Origin of the sequence: Arenimonas maotaiensis, from assembly GCF_014638745.1 — a bacterium.
Classification (GTDB): Bacteria; Pseudomonadota; Gammaproteobacteria; order Xanthomonadales; family Xanthomonadaceae; genus Arenimonas; species Arenimonas maotaiensis.
The window spans coordinates 340,947-358,427 of the sequence record NZ_BMFO01000002.1 but is presented as its reverse complement, the minus strand read 5'-3'; the positions used below and the strand labels follow the sequence as shown (position 1 = coordinate 358,427).

General features: G+C 67.6%; 19 protein-coding genes and 1 tRNA gene. 8 read left to right on the top strand and 12 right to left on the bottom strand.

Going from position 1 to position 17,481, the window contains the following annotated elements; genetic code table 11:
* Positions 1 to 11 precede the first annotated feature (11 nt).
* The 4 genes from IEV56_RS05670 to IEV56_RS05655 form a co-directional block, all read right to left on the bottom strand.
* Positions 12 to 88: transfer RNA gene (locus tag IEV56_RS05670), tRNA-Gln, on the bottom strand.
* Positions 89 to 93: 5 nt separating this feature from the next.
* Positions 94 to 1,014, bottom strand: a complete 921-nt coding sequence (gene ispE / locus IEV56_RS05665) for a 4-(cytidine 5'-diphospho)-2-C-methyl-D-erythritol kinase (protein WP_188448659.1) — start codon at positions 1,012 to 1,014, stop codon at positions 94 to 96.
* A complete protein-coding gene (locus IEV56_RS05660) occupies positions 962 to 1,537 on the bottom strand; it encodes an outer membrane lipoprotein LolB (RefSeq protein WP_229730211.1) in 576 nt (191 codons plus the stop codon). The genes ispE and IEV56_RS05660 overlap by 53 nt, the downstream gene beginning before the upstream one ends.
* Positions 1,537 to 2,883, bottom strand: a complete 1,347-nt coding sequence (locus tag IEV56_RS05655; RefSeq protein WP_188448655.1) for a tetratricopeptide repeat protein — start codon at positions 2,881 to 2,883, stop codon at positions 1,537 to 1,539. Before IEV56_RS05655 ends, IEV56_RS05660 begins: the two co-directional genes overlap by 1 nt.
* A 51-nt stretch (positions 2,884 to 2,934) precedes the next feature.
* Here IEV56_RS05655 and hemA point away from each other — a divergent pair, with 51 nt between their 5' ends.
* Genes hemA through ppk2 form a run of 4 tightly spaced genes read left to right on the top strand, consistent with a single transcriptional unit; the run spans position 2,935 to position 6,581 of the window.
* Positions 2,935 to 4,200, top strand: coding sequence for a glutamyl-tRNA reductase (gene hemA, locus IEV56_RS05650; protein WP_188448653.1), 1,266 nt, complete (start codon positions 2,935 to 2,937; stop codon positions 4,198 to 4,200).
* On the top strand, positions 4,187 to 5,278 hold the full coding sequence (gene prfA, locus IEV56_RS05645; protein WP_188448651.1) for a peptide chain release factor 1: 1,092 nt from the start codon (positions 4,187 to 4,189) through the stop codon (positions 5,276 to 5,278). The genes hemA and prfA overlap by 14 nt, the downstream gene beginning before the upstream one ends.
* On the top strand, positions 5,275 to 5,778 hold the full coding sequence (gene moaB / locus IEV56_RS05640) for a molybdenum cofactor biosynthesis protein B (RefSeq protein ID WP_188448649.1): 504 nt from the start codon (positions 5,275 to 5,277) through the stop codon (positions 5,776 to 5,778). Before prfA ends, moaB begins: the two co-directional genes overlap by 4 nt.
* A 26-nt stretch (positions 5,779 to 5,804) precedes the next feature.
* Positions 5,805 to 6,581, top strand: a complete 777-nt coding sequence (gene ppk2, locus IEV56_RS05635; protein WP_188448647.1) for a polyphosphate kinase 2 — start codon at positions 5,805 to 5,807, stop codon at positions 6,579 to 6,581.
* Here ppk2 and IEV56_RS05630 read toward each other — a convergent pair.
* The gene (locus IEV56_RS05630; RefSeq protein WP_188448645.1) at positions 6,575 to 7,111 is read right to left on the bottom strand and encodes a TlpA family protein disulfide reductase; all 537 of its coding nucleotides are present in this window, start codon (positions 7,109 to 7,111) and stop codon (positions 6,575 to 6,577) included. The two genes, ppk2 and IEV56_RS05630, sit on opposite strands and share 7 nt — an antisense overlap.
* Positions 7,108 to 8,373 carry a YihY family inner membrane protein gene (locus IEV56_RS05625; RefSeq protein WP_188448643.1) on the bottom strand — a complete coding sequence of 422 codons (1,266 nt, stop codon included), beginning with the start codon at positions 8,371 to 8,373 and terminating at the stop codon, positions 7,108 to 7,110. The genes IEV56_RS05630 and IEV56_RS05625 overlap by 4 nt, the downstream gene beginning before the upstream one ends.
* Before the next feature lie 35 nt (positions 8,374 to 8,408).
* On the opposite strand from IEV56_RS05625, the gene wrbA reads away from it, so the two are divergent.
* The 3 genes from wrbA to IEV56_RS05610 are packed head-to-tail and all read left to right on the top strand — an operon-like array spanning position 8,409 to position 9,874.
* Positions 8,409 to 8,999 (top strand): NAD(P)H:quinone oxidoreductase, encoded by a 591-nt coding sequence (gene wrbA / locus IEV56_RS05620; RefSeq protein WP_188448641.1) that lies wholly within the window; start codon positions 8,409 to 8,411, stop codon positions 8,997 to 8,999.
* Positions 8,996 to 9,358 carry a DUF2069 domain-containing protein gene (locus IEV56_RS05615; protein ID WP_188448639.1) on the top strand — a complete coding sequence of 121 codons (363 nt, stop codon included), beginning with the start codon at positions 8,996 to 8,998 and terminating at the stop codon, positions 9,356 to 9,358. The genes wrbA and IEV56_RS05615 overlap by 4 nt, the downstream gene beginning before the upstream one ends.
* A gap of 27 nt (positions 9,359 to 9,385) precedes the next feature.
* Positions 9,386 to 9,874: an asparaginase domain-containing protein gene (locus IEV56_RS05610; RefSeq protein ID WP_188448637.1), complete on the top strand. Its 489-nt coding sequence runs from the start codon at positions 9,386 to 9,388 to the stop codon at positions 9,872 to 9,874.
* 51 nt (positions 9,875 to 9,925) lie between these two features.
* Here the strand turns inward: IEV56_RS05610 and IEV56_RS05605 are convergent, their stop codons facing one another.
* Positions 9,926 to 11,314, bottom strand: a complete 1,389-nt coding sequence (locus IEV56_RS05605; protein ID WP_188448635.1) for a M20/M25/M40 family metallo-hydrolase — start codon at positions 11,312 to 11,314, stop codon at positions 9,926 to 9,928.
* Positions 11,315 to 11,351: 37 nt separating this feature from the next.
* Positions 11,352 to 11,906, bottom strand: a complete 555-nt coding sequence (sufT, locus tag IEV56_RS05600; RefSeq protein WP_188448632.1) for a putative Fe-S cluster assembly protein SufT — start codon at positions 11,904 to 11,906, stop codon at positions 11,352 to 11,354.
* A gap of 57 nt (positions 11,907 to 11,963) precedes the next feature.
* Between sufT and IEV56_RS05595 the strand changes: the two genes are divergently transcribed.
* Positions 11,964 to 12,404, top strand: a complete 441-nt coding sequence (locus IEV56_RS05595) for a hypothetical protein (protein ID WP_188448630.1) — start codon at positions 11,964 to 11,966, stop codon at positions 12,402 to 12,404.
* Here IEV56_RS05595 and IEV56_RS05590 read toward each other — a convergent pair.
* The 4 genes from IEV56_RS05590 to IEV56_RS05575 form a co-directional block, all read right to left on the bottom strand.
* On the bottom strand, positions 12,379 to 13,767 hold the full coding sequence (locus IEV56_RS05590; RefSeq protein ID WP_188448628.1) for an NAD(P)(+) transhydrogenase (Re/Si-specific) subunit beta: 1,389 nt from the start codon (positions 13,765 to 13,767) through the stop codon (positions 12,379 to 12,381). The two genes, IEV56_RS05595 and IEV56_RS05590, sit on opposite strands and share 26 nt — an antisense overlap.
* The gene (locus IEV56_RS05585) at positions 13,764 to 14,057 is read right to left on the bottom strand and encodes an NAD(P) transhydrogenase subunit alpha part 2 (RefSeq protein WP_188448626.1); all 294 of its coding nucleotides are present in this window, start codon (positions 14,055 to 14,057) and stop codon (positions 13,764 to 13,766) included. The genes IEV56_RS05590 and IEV56_RS05585 overlap by 4 nt, the downstream gene beginning before the upstream one ends.
* Before the next feature lies 1 nt (position 14,058).
* A complete protein-coding gene (locus IEV56_RS05580) occupies positions 14,059 to 15,165 on the bottom strand; it encodes an NAD(P) transhydrogenase subunit alpha (protein ID WP_188448624.1) in 1,107 nt (368 codons plus the stop codon).
* A 65-nt stretch (positions 15,166 to 15,230) separates the two neighbouring features.
* Complete coding sequence (locus tag IEV56_RS05575) at positions 15,231 to 17,453, bottom strand: DUF1631 family protein (RefSeq protein WP_188448622.1); 2,223 nt, start codon at positions 17,451 to 17,453, stop codon at positions 15,231 to 15,233.
* Positions 17,454 to 17,481 lie beyond the last annotated feature (28 nt).

The window sequence follows — 17,481 nt, the reverse complement described above, 5'->3', positions numbered from 1 at the left end:
TGTGCAGAAATTGGCTGGGGCGGTAGGATTCGAACCTACGGATGCCGGGATCAAAACCCGGTGCCTTGGGCCTCTTGGCGACGCCCCAATTTCTTATGCAGTGGTTGTCCGCTGCGCTTGCCGCAAGGCCCGCAACAACGGCGACTCCGATACCGAAGCGACCACCCAGGAGCGGTAGCCCGCGGGCAATCCGGCTTGCGCCTCCCTGGCCGACTCTTGCGAGTCGAAGCGCAGGAAACACCCGCCTCCGGTGCCGGTGAGCGCAACTTTACCGTAGCGCGCCATCTCCGTGAACACCCGGTCGACCCGGGGTTGCAGCTGGCGCACGACCGGCTCAAATGCGTTATCGAGCAACGAACCACTTGCGTAGCTCGCTATTTTGACCGGATTTTGGTCCCTCGTCAATCGCGGCGAACGAAAAAGTTCGGCGGTCGGCACATGCACGCCGGAATCGATCAGCAAAAACCAGGCCGGCGGCAGCGCCATCGGCGTCAGACGCTCGCCGACGCCTTCGGCCCAGGCGTTGCGGCCGCGCACGAACACCGGCACGTCCGCGCCCAAGGCCAGACCCAGCGCGGCCAAGGCGTCCTCGTCCAGCCCGACCCGCCAGAGCTGATTGAGCGCCACCAGCACGCTGGCGGCGTCGCTGGAGCCGCCGCCGAAGCCGCCGCCCAGCGGAATCCGCTTGTCGATGGCGATGTCGGCGCCCAAGCGGCAGCCGGTGGCGGCCTGCAGGGCCCGTGCGGCGCGCACGGTGATGTCCTGCTCGGCCGGCACGCCGTATCCGGCCTCGCCGTGGCGCGCGACGGCGCCGTCGGCACGAATGCGGATGCGGATGTCGTCACCCCAGTCGAGCAGCTGGAATACGGTCTGCAGCTCGTGGTAACCATCCGCCCGGCGGCCGGTGATGCGCAGGAACAGGTTCAGCTTGGCCGGCGCCGGCCATCGGCTCCAATCGGAATCAATCACCGCCGCCCTCCCGCCATTGTTCGATGACCACACGCAGCCGGGCATCGCCGGCCTGCACTTCCAACTGTCTCGGCAGGACTACCGGACCCGGCCACCAGGCGCTGTAGCGCCAATCCCAGCTCTGCGAGCGGACCGAACCGGACAGGGCCGCCGCGGTGCGCTCGGGCGAATCCGGCCAATACGCGCGCAGCCCGGCAGTCAAATCCCGTGCCGGCAAAGGTACGGACAACCAGTGCGCGAACACGGCGTCGGCCTCGCCCTCGGCGAGCAAGTCGCCCGCGGCATCGAATACCTGCGCCTGCCCGTCCTCGACGCGCAGACGCACGCCGCCGGCGGCCAGCGGGCCGCTCAAGCGGACCTCCGAGACCGGCCCGGTCTGCCGCCAATCGATCCGGGCGCTGCCGCCCTGCCCGGCCTGCGAATACGCCACCCGGCCGCTGAAGCCCCAGTCCGTCCGGGCCGCCAGCACGGCCTCGCGCTCGGCCGTGGACGGTGCCGGAACGTCGCGCTCGGGCACGGAACGGCAGGCGCCGAGCGCCAACAGCGCGCAAAGACACAGCGCCCGCATCACGGCAGACGCTCCCGGACCGCCAACAGTTCGGGCTCATCGGCGTCCAGCTGCAGTCCTTGCTGCAGATAGCTCCGGGCCTGACCGGCGTCGCCGAGCTGCAGATGGACCAAGGCCAGATGGGCCGCGGTCACCGCCGAGGGCGTCAGCCGCCAGGCTTTTTCCAGGGACGGCAAAGCGTCCCGATTCCGGCCCAGACGGTGCAGGACATAGCCGTAGCTGTCCAGGATTTCGGCGCGCTCCGGCGCCAACCGGTACGCCCGTTCGACCGGCGCAAGCGCCACCCGCGGCCGATCCAGCTCCTTGGCCAACGTGTAGCCGTAGGCGTTCAGCGCCTCGAAGTGGCCGGGCGCCTGCACCAGCAGCGCCTCCAGCTCCGCCATCGCCGCCGGGCTGCGGCCGCGCGCGAACAGATGCATGGCCAAGCGGTAGCGTAGCCCGTGCGCCTGCGGCCAGATCGACAGGGCCCGGCGATAGATGGCCTCGGTGGTGCGCCCCTGCTCGAACGGGATATCGAGGATGCGGCGGAACTGGATTTCGGTCAGGAACGCCTCGCGCCGCAGTTCATCCGAATACCGCACGTCTTCTTGTACGGCATGCAGCTGCGCGAACGCGTCCTCGCGCCGGTCCTGGCGCAGCAGCACCACCGCCAGACGCAATGCGGTCATGCTCGGCACCGGCTCGATCAAGGCCTCGCGGTAGAAGCGTTCGGCCCCGGCCCAATCGCGGCGCAACTCGGACAGCGAGCCCTGCAGCACCGCGCGCTGGAACGGATTCAGGCCGGAATCGTCGGCGATTTCCCCCATCAGGGCCTTGGCCTGCGCGTCGTCCATGGCCTTGCTGAGCAGCACGATGCGCAGGTAATAGCTGCCGCCGTCCTGCGGCAACGTCTTCAACCAGCGTAGCTCCTGGGCCGCATCGCCGCTGCGGCGGGCGATATCGAACGCGCTGCGGCGGTAACGCTCCCCGAAGTCGGCCGGATCGAGCGCGGCCAAGCGGCTACGGCAGGCTTCGGCATCCGGGTCGGCGCAGGCATCGAGCAGACCCTGCCAAGCCAGTCGCTCGGGCTCCGGCATATCGGCTTGGGCATCGGCCTCAGGCTCGGGCGGCAGTCCGCGCAGCCAATCAGTGTCGCCCACGGCGATGGCCAGCTCGCGGCCGCGGCGGCGCTCGGCCTCGGACATCGTAACCGGCGATCGTCCGCGGTAGTACCCGAAAGCCTCATCGAAGCGGCCGGCCTGGAACAGGAATTCGCTGTGCAACAGGGCCTCGACCGGCGGCGTTTCGGCGGCGACGGACGGGCCGCACAGCAGGGCAAGACAGGCGAAGATCGGGATGGCGCGCATACAACACAGTGTACACAGGCTAAAATAGACCGTCATCGCCAGAGTCCCTCCATGCCTTTACACGTGCTTGGCCTGAACCACCACACCGCGCCGGTCGACCTGCGCGAACGCGTGAGCGTGTCCGAAAGCCAACAGGAGGCCGCGCTGCAGGCGCTGATGCAGGTACCCGGCGTGGAACAGGCGGTGCTGCTCAGCACCTGCAACCGCACCGAAATCTACGGCCAGATAACGCCCGAACATGAACCGCAGCTGGCGCGTTGGCTGGCGGAATACCACGGCGTACGCCCCGAAGCGCTGGACGCCTACCTGTACCGGCACAGCGAGGAAGCGGCGGTCAAGCACCTGTTCCGCGTCGCCGCCGGGCTGGACTCGCTGATCATGGGCGAGCCGCAGATTCTCGGGCAGGTGAAGCAGGCTTGGTCGCTGGCCCGGCAGCAGGGCGCGGTGCAGGGCCCGCTCGACCGCCTGTTCCAGCACACCTTCGCCACCGCCAAGCGCGTCCGTACCGAAACCCGGATCGGCGCGCATCCGGTGTCGGTCGCTTACGCCAGCGTCAAACTGGCGCGCCAGCTGTTCAACCAGCTCGACGACTCCAGCGTGATGCTGATCGGCGCCGGCGAGACCATCGAACTGGCCGCGCAGCATCTGGCCAACGCCAAGGTCAAGCGCATGCTGATCGCCAACCGCACGTTGGAACATGCGCAGGCGCTGGCGACCCGCTTCTCGGGCTTCGCGCTGCCGCTGAGCGAAGCCGCCCGGCACATGGCCGAGGCCGACATCCTGATCAGCGCCACCGCCAGCCCGGTACCGGTGGTGCATGCGGCCGACGTGGCCGCGGCGCTGAAGCAGCGCCGGCACCGGCCGATGCTGCTGATCGACCTGGCGGTGCCGCGCGACATCGAACCGGAGGTGGCCGCGCTGGACGACGTCTATCTGTACACCGTGGACGACTTGGACCACGTGCTGGAGGAGAGCCGCGCGTTCCGCCAACAGGCCGCGGTCGAGGCCGAGAACCTGATCAGCCTGCAGGCCGAGCATTTCTTCGCACAGCTCAAGGCGCTCAACCACCAGAGCGGTCTGCTGAAGCTGCGCAGCCACGTCGACGGGGCGCGCGAAGCCTTGCTGGTGAAGGCCAAACAGGCGCTGGCGCGCGGCGAAGACCCCGAAACGGTGCTGGAGACGCTCGCCAACCAACTCAGCAACCGCATCCTGCACGGCCCGACCGCCGCCTTGCGGCGCGCCGCCTTGGACGGCGACACCCAGTTGCTGCAGGCAGCCGAACAGCTGTTCCGGCTGGATACCGATGCTCAGCCCTAACCTGCTGCGCAAACTGGAAAGCTTGGCGGAACGGCACGAGGAAGTCGGCCGGATGCTGTCGGACGCAACGGTGATTTCGGACAACACCCGCTTCCGCGAGCTGTCGCAGGAATACGCCCGGCTCGATCCGGTCGCGGCCGGCTTGGCCGCGCTGAACCAAGCCCGGCGTGACCTGCAGGACGCCGACAGCTGGCGCGACGACCCGGAGATGCGCGCGCTGGCGGACGAAGAGATGCCGCGGCTGAAGACCGAAATCGAGGCGCTCGAGAACCGGCTCGGCCTGCTGCTGATTCCGGCCGATGCCCGCGACGAGGCCAACCTGTTCCTGGAAATCCGCGCCGGCACCGGCGGCGACGAAGCCGCCCTGTTCGCCGGCGACCTGTTCCGCATGTACGCCCGCTACGCCGAGAAGAAGCGCTGGCCGCTGGAGGTGCTGTCGGCCAATCCGGGCGAGCACGGCGGCTACCGGGAGATCATCGCGCGCATCGAAGGCCGCGGCGCGTTCTCGAAATTCAAGTTCGAATCCGGCACCCACCGCGTGCAACGCGTGCCCGACACCGAGACCCAGGGCCGCATCCATACCTCGGCGGCGACCGTGGCGATTCTGCCGGAGATGGATGACATCGCCGACGTCGACATCGCGCCCGGCGACATCAAGACCGATACCTTCCGCGCCTCCGGCGCCGGCGGCCAGCACGTCAACAAGACCGACTCGGCGATCCGTATCACCCACCTGCCGACCGGCATCGTGGTCGAATGCCAGGACGAACGCAGCCAGCACAAGAACCGCGCGCGCGCCATGAGCCTGCTGAAGGCCCGCCTGCTCGACGAGCAGCGCGCCAAGCAGAACGCGGCGCAGGCCGAATCGCGCCGGCTGCAGGTCGGCAGCGGCGACCGCAGCCAGCGCATCCGCACCTACAACTTCCCGCAGGGCCGCATCACCGACCACCGCGTGGAGGGCCTGACCCTCTACAAACTGCCGGAGATCCTGGCCGGCGACCTCGACGAACTGATCGAGCGCCTGACCCTGGAAAACCAGGCCGACGAACTGAAACTGCTGACCGAGGGCGCCGCATGAGCCTGGCCTTGAACCTGTGCGTATTGACCGTCAGCGACAGCCGCAGCGCGGCCGATGACGCCTCCGGCGATTATCTGGCGGCGGCCCTGCAGGCCGACGGCCACCGGCTGTACGCCCGCGGCCTGCTGCCGGACGACAAGTACCGGCTGCGCGCCCTGCTCTCGCAGTGGATCGCCGACCCGGCGGTGGACGGCATCCTGTGCACCGGCGGCACCGGCTTCACCGGCCGCGACAGCACGCCGGAGGCGGTGCAGCCGCTGCTGGACAAGGAGATGCCCGGCTTCGGCGAGCTGTTCCGGCAGCTCAGTTACGCCGATATCGGCACCTCGGCGCTGCAATCCCGGGCCTTGGCCGGGCTGGCCAACGGCGTGTTCGTGTTCTGCCTGCCCGGCTCGACCTCGGCCTGCCGGCTGGCTTGGGAACAAATCCTCAGGCAGCAATTGAACGGCGGCACCAAGCCCTGTAATCTGGCGATGTTGAAAGCGCGTCTGCGCGAATAAGAAAACAACATCCGCCGGGGGAATCCGTGCCCAAAATCAGCAAGTCCGAGTACGAGGCCGAGCTGCAGAAGCTCCAGGTCGAGCTCAACCGTATCGCGCGCTGGGTGCAGCAGCACGGCAAGCGCGTGCTGGTGTTGGTCGAAGGCCGCGACACCGCCGGCAAAGGCGGCGTCATCGCGGCGATCAAGGCCCACATGAACAGCCGCTGGTGCCGGAGCGTGGCGCTCGGCAAGCCGAGCGCGACCGAGGCCTCGCAGTGGTACTTTCAGCGCTATCTGGCGCATCTGCCGGCGGCCGGCGAATTCGTGTTCTTCGACCGCAGCTGGTACAACCGGGCAGGGGTCGAGAAGGTGATGGGCTTCTGCACCGACAAGGAGTACAAGGCCTTCCTGAAACAGGTCCCGCTACTGGAGCAGCTGCTGGTCGACGACGGCATCCTGCTGTTCAAGTACTGGCTGGCGGTGGACCAGGACAAGCAGGAGGAGCGCTTCCGCGAGCGCTTCGAAGACCCGCTCAAACAATGGAAGCTGTCGCCGGTCGATCTGCAGTCGCGCGGGAAATACGCCGAATACACCGCGGCCCGCGAGGCCATGTTCAAAACCAGCCACACCCGCAAGGCGCCGTGGACCGTGGTCGACTTCAACAACCAGAAGCTGGGGCGTCTGAACCTGATCCGCGATTTCATCGAGCGCTTTCCGGACGCCCGCACGCCGGACGAGCGTCCGCATTTCGAGCCGCTACGGGGGAAACCGGCGAAGGAGCGCTACACGGTGGCGCCGAAACCCATCAAACCCTATTACTGAACGGCAGAGGCGCCGCCGTCGATGGCGGCGGCCAGGTCGGCCGATGTGACCGGACCGAGGAAGGTCTTGGCGACCTTGCCGTCCGGCGCGACCAGCACGGTCATCGGCAGTCCGCGCGGGGTGTCGAAATCGGCCGGCGGGTTGTAGACGTCGAGGATGGCGAACGGGTAGTCGATCGGATGGTCCTTCAGGAACGCTTCCATGTCGGCGCGTTCGATCTCCTCGTAGGCCAAGCCGATGAACTGCACGTCCGGGCGCGACTTGGCGAAGGCGTTGAAGTCGGGGATTTCCTTCAGGCACGGCGCGCACCAGGTGGCCCAGAAATTGACCACAACCCATTTGCCGCGGTGGTCGGCCAGATTGAAGGTGCCGCCCTGGAAGGTTTCGACCGTCAAGGCCGGCATCTGCTTCGAAGACGCCGGCTTGGCGGCCGCGCGCTCGACCGGCGGCGCGGCAGGCGCACTGGACTGCTCGGCGCCGCAACCGGCCAGAGCCAACAGCAACAACAGGGAGATCGGTCGGAGGGTCATGGCGCGGGTTCTTCAAGACAGGCGGACAGGGGGCGTTGCAACGGGGCCGCCAGGGCGCCGCGCAGTACCGCGATTATAGGCAATACCCGGTCGTCGATGTGGTCGCCCCGTGAAGGCAGCTCCGCTTCGCCGGCAGGCACCCGCAGGCCAAGCCCCTCATGCAGGTCCTTCAGCCGGAAATCGCACAACGGCGCGGCCAGCCACCAGTGGTTGTGGTTGTCGCACTGCACCAGGCCGATGCGCGCCAAGCCGGCCAGATAGCCGCGCAGCATCGGCTCGGCGATGTGCGGCTCCAGCACCGCCAGTTCGTCGAAGGACGGACGCGCATCGCGCCGAGCGGCCTCCTCCAGACGCGCCAGCACGCGCAGCACCCAATACAGGTCGATGCCGCGTGCCTGGCGGACATGCTTCGGACGGTAGCGGAACGAGGACAGCGTGGCGGCGATGGTGGCGCCGAGCAAGATCACCACCCAGGCCGAATACAGCCAGACCAGGGTGATCGGCACCAAGGCCATGGCGCCGTAAATCCGCTCGAACGAGACCGAACCCAAATACACGCCGAACAGCCACTTCAGCGATTCGAACAGTAGCAGCGCCACCGCGCCGCCGGCCGCCGCGTAGCGCAGCGGTACGTCGCGGTGCGGAATCAGCCAATACGCGACGGTGAAGGCGGTGAATTCCAGCAGCAACGGCGCCAGCAGCAGACCGAGCCCATCCAGGAACGAGGGCGCGTAGTCGGCCAGATTGACGTACACGCTGAGCGCCGAGTTGAGCGCCATCAGCGCCACCACCAGCAGCGAGCCGAGCGTCAGCAGACCCCAATACACCAGGAAGCGCAGCAGCTTCGGCTTCGGTGACGGCACCCGCCAGATGCGGTTGAAGGCCTTCTCCACGCTCCACATGGTCAATCCGACCGACAGCGCGAGCGCCAGGATGCCCTTGGCCGGCAAGCCGCGCGCGCTGCCGGCGAATTCGCGCAGCGCGTTTTCCAGGTTGCGGGCGACCTCCGGCACGAAATTGGCGAACACGAAGTCGGCCGCCTGCTGGGTCCATTGGTCGAAGATCGGGAACGCCGACAGCGCCGCGAACACCACCGCCGCGAACGGCACGGCGGCCAGCACGCTGGTGTAGGACAGCGAACCGGCGGCTTCGAAGCAGCGGTCATCGATGAAGCGCCGCAGCAGATAGCGGCCGAAATTGCCGAGCCGGTCGACGGTTTCGGCATGCGGCCCCTCGAGCAGCTTTGTTTTCAGCCGGTGCATTGCTAAAGTATAGCAACCAAACGCAAGGCGCCCCGATGACGGAAATCCTGGTCCTGTACTACAGCCGCAACGGCTCGGTCGAGAAGCTCGCCAACCACATCGCGCGCGGCATCGAGCAGGCCGGCTGCGTGGCGCGCCTGCGCACGGTGCCGCCGGTGTCGCCCAACCACGAGGCCTCGGCCCCGGCGGTGCCGGACGAGGGCGCGCCGTACGTGAGCAAACGCGACCTGGCCGAGTGCGCGGGCATCGTGCTCGGCAGCCCGACCCGCTTCGGCAACATGGCCGCGCCGATGAAGTATTTCCTGGACAGCACCGGCGCCGAGTGGGCCAGCGGCGCGTTGGCCGGCAAACCGGCGGCGGTGTTCACCAGCACCTCGACCCAGCACGGCGGCCAGGAGTCGACCCTGCTCAGCATGCTGTTGCCGCTGCTGCACCACGGCTGCGTGCTGGTCGGCATTCCATTCACCGAAGCGCGTCTGACCGACACCCGTACCGGCGGCACGCCGTATGGCGCCAGCCATGTCAGCGGCGCCGATTCCAAAGCCCCGTTCAGCGAAGACGAAACCGAGCTGGCCCGCGCCTTGGGCGCGCGCGTCGCCGTCATCGCCCGGAAACTGGCGGCATGAGCCTGTCGAAGCGTTACGCCCTGCTCGGGGTGGTCGGCATGCTGGCCTGGCAGCTGCTGTGGCAGCTGCGCCTGGCGCCATCCGAGGTGTTCCCGCCGGCCGTGGCCGCCGGCTTGGCGGTCGCCCCGATGCTGCCGGCCGCGTTGTTGGCCACATTCCGCCGGCCGTCGGCGGTGTTCTGGGCCGGCGTGGCGTCGCTGCTGTATTTCTGCCACGCCATCACCGAACTGTGGACCACACCGGAACTGTGGCCGCTGGCGCTGGTCGAGCTGGCGCTGGCGCTGTGGATCATCTTCAGCGGCAACTGGGATGGCCTGCGGGCCAAGCTGTTCAGCCGGTTCGGTGCGGGAAAAGGGTAAAATGCCGGTCTCGCTTCGGAAACCCGCATGAACTCGCTACTGATCCTCACCACCGGCGGCACCATCGACAAGATCTACTTCGACGACAAGTCCGATTACCAGGTCGGCGAGCCGCAGATCGGCCGCATCCTCAAGGAACTCGGGGTGGTGATCCCGTTCACTGTGGTGTCGGTGATGCGCAAGGACAGCCTGCACATCGACGCCGCCGACCGTGCGGCTCTGAAGGCGGCGATCGAGGCCCGCGACGAAAACCACGTGCTGATCACCCACGGCACCGACACCATGGTGGAGACCGCCAAGGTGCTGGCGGAAATCCCCGGCAAGACCATGGTGCTGACCGGCGCGCTGAATCCCGCCAGCTTCCGCGGTTCGGACGCCGAATTCAACATCGGCACCGCCGTCGGCGCCGTGCAGTGCCTGCCGCCGGGCGTCTACATCGCGATGAACGGCCGCATCTGGGATCCGGCCAAGGTCAAGAAGAACGTCTCGGCCAACCGCTTCGAAGCCGCCGACTGAAGCAGTCGGCAGCGCGTTCCGGACGGGCGGCGCAGGCCGCCCGTTTCCGTTTCACTTCGCCAGTTCGGTCAGCAGCGCATGCCAATGCTTCAGGCCGCGCGGCACGGCGCTGACCGGTACGCGCTCGTCGAGGCCGTGCGCGTAGCCGTCCTCGTCGCGCATGTACAGGCCCGAGGCGCCGTAGCTGGGAATGCCGGCGGCGCGGAAATACTGGCTGTCGGTCGCGCCGTTGGACATCTCGGGCACCACCGCAAGCCCCGGGAAGTTGGCATCGACCGCCTTGCGCACGGCGCGTTGCACGTCCTCGCGCAACGGCGAGGCGTCGCTGGAGAACGGCTCGTCGACCACGGCCACCGTCACCGCCGGATCGGCGACGACCGCGGCCAAGGTGGCGCGCACCGACTCGACCGACACGCCGGGGAAGATGCGGCAATTGACCGTGGCCACCGCTTTCTGCGGCAGCGCGTTCTCGGCGTGGCCGCCCTGCAACAGCGTGGCCACGCAGGTGGTGCGCAGATTGGCGTTGTAGCCCGGATCCGAGGAGATCTCGGCGATGGCGGCGGCGTCCGCCGAATCGGCGGCGAAGCGGCGCATGGCCGCGCCGAGGGCGTCGCCGCGCTGTTTGCCGGTGAAATCGAAGAAGCCGCGCGTGGTCTCGGTGTGCATCACCGGAAAGGCGTAGGCCTGCAGGCGCTTCAGCGCGTCGGCCAGCTGGTAGATGGCGTTGTCGGGCCGCGGCCGCGAGCTGTGGCCGCCGGCGTTAGTCACGGTCAGGGTGTAGCTGGCGTAGCTCTTCTCGGCGGTCTGCAGGCTGTAGGTCAGCGGCTTGTGGCCGGAATCCAATGTACCGCCGCCGCCATCGCCGTTGATCAGGAACTCGGCGTCCGGATACAGCTCGGCCAACGCGGCGGTGGTCTTCATCGCGGTCTCTTCATCGCCTGAGAACACCAGGATGATGTCGCGCGACGGCGTGAAACCTTCCCGCTTCAGCCGCAGCAGGGTCTCCACCACCATCGCGATGTCGAACTTGTTGTCGGAAACGCCGCGGCCGAAGTGGTAGCCGTCGGCGGTGGCCAGCACGAACGGATCGCGCTTCCAGTCCTCACGCCGCGCCTCGACCACGTCCATATGGTTGGAAATCAGCATCGGGCGTTTGGCGCCGGTGCCGCGGTAGCGCGCGGTCAGGTAGGCCGTCTCGCCCATCGGCACCACCTGCACGTCTTCGGCGGCGAAGCCGCCGGCCACCAGACGCTTGGCCAGGGCATCGGCCAGTACCGGAACCTGGCCGCGGCCGGCCACCGTCGGCGTACCGACCAGCCGGGCCAGCAGCTCGGTGGCTTCGCGGACCTGCGCATCGGAGGTTTTGGCGGCCAGGGCGCATGGCGCGGACAGGATGCCGGCGAGGCCGAGCAGAAGGACGGAAGCGGCGGATTTTTTCATGCGTGATCGGTTCGATGGAAAAGGTCCATCGAGGGTATCACAGCATGCCGGTTTCCAACTGCGCCGCTTCGCTCATCATGTGCCGGCCCCAGGGCGGATCGAACACCAGGTCGACATCGGCCTCGGCCACGGTCGGTACGCGCTCGACCTTGTTGCGTACGTCGTCGACCAGCACCTCGCCCATACCGCAAGCCGGCGCGGTCAACGTCATCTGGATGTTGACCTTGCGCCGGCCGTCGTCCAACCGCTCGATCTGGCAGTCGTAAATCAAGCCGAGTTCGACCACGTTGATCGGGATTTCGGGATCGAAGCAGGTGCGCAGCTGGTCCCAGACCAGTTTTTCCACCGCCGCGTCGTCTTCGGTATCGGCCAGCTCGAGCGGTTGCGGCGCGCTTTTGCCGATGGCGTCGGCGTTCTCGCCGGCGATGCGGAACAGGTTGCCTTCCACGAACACGGTGAACGAGCCGCCGAGCGCCTGGGTGATGTAGCCGATGGTGCCCGCCGGCAGACTGACCTTGTCGCCCTGCGGCACCAGCACGGCGTCGCAATCACGCTCGAATTTCACGGGTTCACTGGTACGGGAGTACGACACGGAAGGCCTGTAAACGGGTTAAACTGGACGTTAGTTTACTGGAATCCGCCTGACGCCGTGTCAACGCCCCGCGATGCCCTGTTCAAGCCCGTGTTCATCAGCCTGTTGGCCGGCCTGGCGATGATGGCGGTCTGGTTCACGCTGTCCCTGCGGCTGCAGGATGCGCTGGCCTGGTTCGGTCTGGTGGCGGCGGCCGACATCGCGCTTCTGGAACGCTGGACCCGCCACCCCGAGCGCCGCAGTCCGGCCTGGGTCGCGCCGCTGGCCACGGTCGCCTGCGCCGTCGCCAGCCTGTGGCTGATCACCGCCTTGAGCGTATCGCAGGCCGGCGGGTTCGACTTCCGTGACAGCATCCACCAGATGGGTTCCGGCCTGTTCGCCCAGCTGTTGCAGTTGCGGTTGGCGCCGCAGGAATGGATCTTGCTGGCGGCATCACCGCCACTGGCCTATCTGCTGGCCGACGCCGGCCGGCTCAGTGTCCGCCGTCGATCGCCTTGATCTCGGCCACCAGTTCCGCCACCGCTTTGGCGCCGTCGCCGTACAGCATGCGGGTGTTGTCGGCGTAGAACAGCGCGTTCTCGATGCCGGCGAAGCCTGTGCCCTTGCCGCGCTTGATGACCACGGTGTTCTTCGAATCGACCACGTCCAGGATCGGCATGCCGAAGATCGGCGAGGCCGGATCGGTCTTGGCGACCGGATTGACCACATCGTTGGCGCCGATCACCAGCGACACGTCGGTGACCGTGAATTCCGGATTGACGTCGTCCATGTCGGCGATCAGGTCGTACGGCACGCCGGCCTCGGCCAACAGCACGTTCATGTGGCCGGGCATGCGGCCGGCCACCGGATGGATGGCGAACTTGACCTTGACGCCGCGCTTGAGCAGCAGTTGGGCGAGCTCCCAGACCTTGTGCTGGGCCTGCGCCACCGCCATGCCGTAGCCGGGCACGATCACCACCCGCTCGGCATAGGCCATCATCGCGGCCACATCGGCGGCCTCGATCGGTTTCTGCGCGCCGCTGATCTCGGCGGCCTCGCCCTGCTGCCCGAAACTGCCGAACAGCACACTGGCGATGGAACGGTTCATCGCCTTGGCCATCAGCTGGGTCAGCATGGTGCCGGCCGCGCCGACCACCATGCCGGCGATGATCAGGGCCTCGTTGCCCAGCACATAGCCCTCGAACGCCACCGCCAGGCCGGTCAAGGCGTTGTACAGCGAAATCACCACCGGCATGTCGGCACCGCCGATCGGCAGCGTCATCAACACACCGACCGTCAAGGCCGTCAGGAAGAAGCCGACGATCAACGGCGGCTGCAACCAAAGTACGGTCGCCGCACCGAGCGCGACGGCGGCCAGGAACAGCAACGCGTTGAACGCCTGCTGGCCCGGGAACACGAAACGCCGGTCGAGCCGGCCATCGAGCTTGGCCCAGGCGATGACCGAACCGGTCAGCGAAACAGAACCGATCAACGCGCCGACCACAGCCAGCACCAGAGCAGTCTGCGACGGAGCGGCTCCGGCGGCGCTGAACGCCAACAGTTCGACGGCGCCAATGGCCGCGGCCGAACCGCCGCCGAGGCCGTTATACAGCGCCACCATCTGCGGCATGTCGGTCATCGCCACGCGCTTGCCGGAAATCCAGGCCACGGCCGTGCCCAGCAGCAGCGCCAACGCGATCAGGCCGAGATTATGCAGGCCCGGCAAGGCGAACGTGGCGGCGGTGGCCAGCAGCATGCCGGCACCGGCCCACTGGATACCGCTGCGCGCGGTCAGTGGCGAGGCCATGCGCTTGATGCCGAGGATGAACAGCAGCGCGGCCGCGAAGTAGCAGGCCTTCACCAGCACCGGAAGCCAGCTCATGCGCCGCCATCCTTGTTCGAGGGCTTGAACATCTCCAGCATGCGTTCGGTCACCACATAGCCGCCGGCGGCGTTGCCGGCGCCCATCAGTACCGCCAGGAAGCCGATGACCTTCTCCGCGGTGGTGTCGGCATGGCCCAGCACCACCATGGCGCCGACCAGGACGATACCGTGCACGAAATTGGAACCCGACATCAGCGGCGTATGCAGAATCACCGGCACGCGGCCGATGATCTCGTAACCGGTGAACGCGGCCAGCAGGAACACATACAGGTAGAGGAATCCGTCCATCTCAGGCTCCCGGCGCCGATTCGGCGCCCTCGTGGGCGATGCAGGTGCCGGCCACCAGCTCGTCGTCGAACGGAATGCGCAGCGCGCCGCCGTCGGCGAGCATCAGGCCGAGGAAATTGAACAGGTTGCGGGCATACATCTCGCTGGCGTGCAGGGCGCCCATGCTGGCCAGGTTCAGCGGGCCGACGACCGTGACGCCGTCGCGTTCGACATCTTCGCCGGGCAGGGTGAGTTCGCAGTTGCCGCCGGATTCGGCGGCCAGGTCGACGATGACGCTGCCGCGTCGCATGCCCGCGACCATCGCGGTGGTGATGATCTTCGGCGCCGGCCGGCCGGGCACGGCGGCGGTGGCGACGATGACGTCGACACCCTTGAGATGCTCGGCCAGACGCTGTTGCTGCAGGGCGCGCTCGTCGTCGGTCAGGGGGCGGGCGTAGCCGCCCTCGCCGGCGGCGCTGACGCCCAAATCGAGGAAACGGCCGCCGAGCGATTCGATCTGCTCGCGGGTCTCGGGCCGCACGTCGAAGCCCTCGACCTGTGCGCCCAGCCGCTTGGCGGTGGCGATGGCCTGCAGGCCGGCCACGCCGGCGCCGATCACCAGCACTTTCGAGGGCCGGATGGTGCCGGCGGCGGTGGTCAGCATCGGGAAGAAGCGCGGCGCGCGCTGGGCCGCGATCAATACCGCCTTGTAGCCGGCCATGCCGGCCTGCGAGCTCAGGATATCCATGGCCTGCGCGCGCGTGGTGCGCGGCAGCTTCTCCAACGCGAACGCCGACAGCCGGCGCTCGCCGTAGATCGGCGACAGGTTGCCGTTGCGGTGCGGCGCCAAGGCGCCGATCACGACAGATCCGGGTTTCAGGGACTGCAAATCGGCCGGTACCGGCGCCTGCACGCACAACAGCACATCGGCCTGGGCCAACACCGTGGCGCGGTCGGCTTCGATTCGGGCATCGCCGTATTCGGCATCCTCGAAGCCGGCGACGCGGCCGGCGCCGGACTCCAGCAGCACGGTAACGCCCTTGGCGGCGAGTTTGCGGCAGGTCTCCGGCGTCAACGCCACGCGGCGTTCGCCCTCGGACTGCTCCCGGATGGTTGCGACGGTGATCATGACGGCGGCGTCCCCTGCCTTGGCATCGGCTTATCCTACCGGACGCCGGGGGTGGCCGTCAGCTGTCAGCTGAAATCGGCCTTCAGGCGGTGCAGGACGCGGTCCAGCGTCTGCTCGAAGACGTTCTCTTCGGCGTGCACGATCAGCTTGCCGTGCTTCTTCATCTCGGCCAGTTCCTCGACCGACACCACCAGCACCCGCACGCCGCGTCGGTTGACGAACATCAGACGGGCCGAAATCGGGCTGATCCACGCCAGTTTGATGGGCGCGAAGCCGCCGTTGCCGACCGCCATCTGCAACCAGGCGCCGACCGGAAGGTTCTTGAAGTACTCCACGTCGCGCGGATCGAAATCCAACGCCGATTTGTCGAAGGCCATGTGCAGGCCGGCGCTGGCGGCGCTGTGCGCGGTTGTCGCCGGCTGCTCGGCGGATTTCGCGGGCGCCTGGTAATGGGCGGCGCTTTCGGCGATCTTCTGGATCAATGCCGATGAGGAATCGGACAATACCCCGGAACTGGACAGCACCGTCTCGATGCCGAGACGCAGCTGCTGCACGGCGGCGACGCGGGCCTCCGGCGGCTGCCAGCCGAGCACCGAAATCAGGTCGTCCGCCAGTTTCAGCGCGACGCCCCATGCCGCGCTATCCTCGCCTTCGCGCAGGATGATCATCGACAGGTGATGGGTCCAGTACCGGGAGAAGAAGTCCTGGATCACCGACGGCAACTCGGCGGTGCCGGTACGCGCTTCCAGTTCGCGGGCGGCGAGCATGCGTGCGTTTTCCAGGCGTTCCTGGCCGCGCTGGGCTTCCTTGGCTCGCTTCTCGGCCATGTCGACGCGTCGGCGGTGCTGGTCGAGGTAGGCGCGCATCTCCTGCTCGAGGGTCTCGAAGATGGCGATGTCCTCGTTGAAGCCGGCCACCAGGCTATCGACCGTGGCTTCGGCCTTGCCGAGCAGTTCGCGCTCCTGCGGACCGTCGCCTTGATTGCCTTCGATGGCTTCGGCCAAGGCGTTGAGCAGGCGGCGTGCCGGGTGCGCCTTGGTCAGGAACAGGCGGCGATCGAGCACCGCGGCCTTGGCGTACGGCACCACCAGGCGGGACATCAGTTGGCGCGCCTCCTCGCGGAAGTCGCGTTCGGTGATCAACACGTCGAACAGCATGCCGACCAGGTCGACCGCATCCTCGTCCTCACGGTCGATTTCGACCGCATCCGGAGCCAAGCCGATCTTGCGGGTGTTGCCGAGCATGGCGTCCTTCAGGCTGGACGACAGCGACGCGTCGCTGGCCGACATCGCCGAACTCACCGCCTCCGGCAACAGACGTTGCATCGAGGACAGCAGCGCGATGGTTTCGTTTTTGCTCAACCGGTGGCGCGAGCCGGGAGCGGGGGCGGAACCGCCGGCCGCGGCAAAGCCGCCGGCGTGGGCGGCGGCCGCGCGCTCGTGCTGCGGACGCCAGTTGTGCAGGTAATCACAGATTTCCAGGAACAGCGCCTGTTCGGCGGAACCGATGGGCAGGTCGGACAATTCACCGAGTTCGCGCTGACGCTGCGTGCTGGCGGCCGCCTCCGGCGGCACGGCGGCGCGCTCGCTGTGCGCGCGCTGTTCGGCCGCCACGGCCGGCGCTTCCGGTTTCGGCGGCTCGGCACGGCGCGTGGGACGCGGGGTGGCCAGATGCGGCAGTACGCCGGCCTTGACCATCGGCTCGTTGGCCTCTTCCAACAGGGACGAGAGCGCCGCAATCAGGGCGGATTCGTAGTTGCGGAACAGCATGAAACGGATTTTGGTCGGCAACTGCACGCCCACCAGAGCGCCGCGCAGGTATTCGGCCAGCTTGCGTTCGGACAGCGGCGAGGACGCCTTCTCCGCCGACGGCAGGCCGAGCAGTGCGCAGAAACGCTGGGCGGTGGCATTGATGACGTCGCCGGACGAGCGCATCACGGCCTCGGTCACCAGCTCGGCGTTGACGACGTCGTCGATGTCGTCCATGTCGACCAGGCTGAGGTCGACGGCAGGCGCGTCGCCGGATTTGAGCTTGCGGCGGAAAGCCGCGAAGCCGGAATCCAAGGCACGCGAATACTGGTGCTCGATGGCCTGGGACACGGAACGGAACAGCCGCAGGTTCTCCAGATTCGGCGAACCGATGCCGGACTGGTCCTGTTGGCAGATGTCGTACAGGAAGGTATCGGTGGCCGCGACGGCGTTGGCCATGACCCGGTCGAGCAGGCTACGGCTAGCCGACTGGACCGACGCGTACACCGCATCATGGCCCGGGAAAGGCGCCGCTGGCATCAGATTTCCCGATTCGTCGATCAAAGCC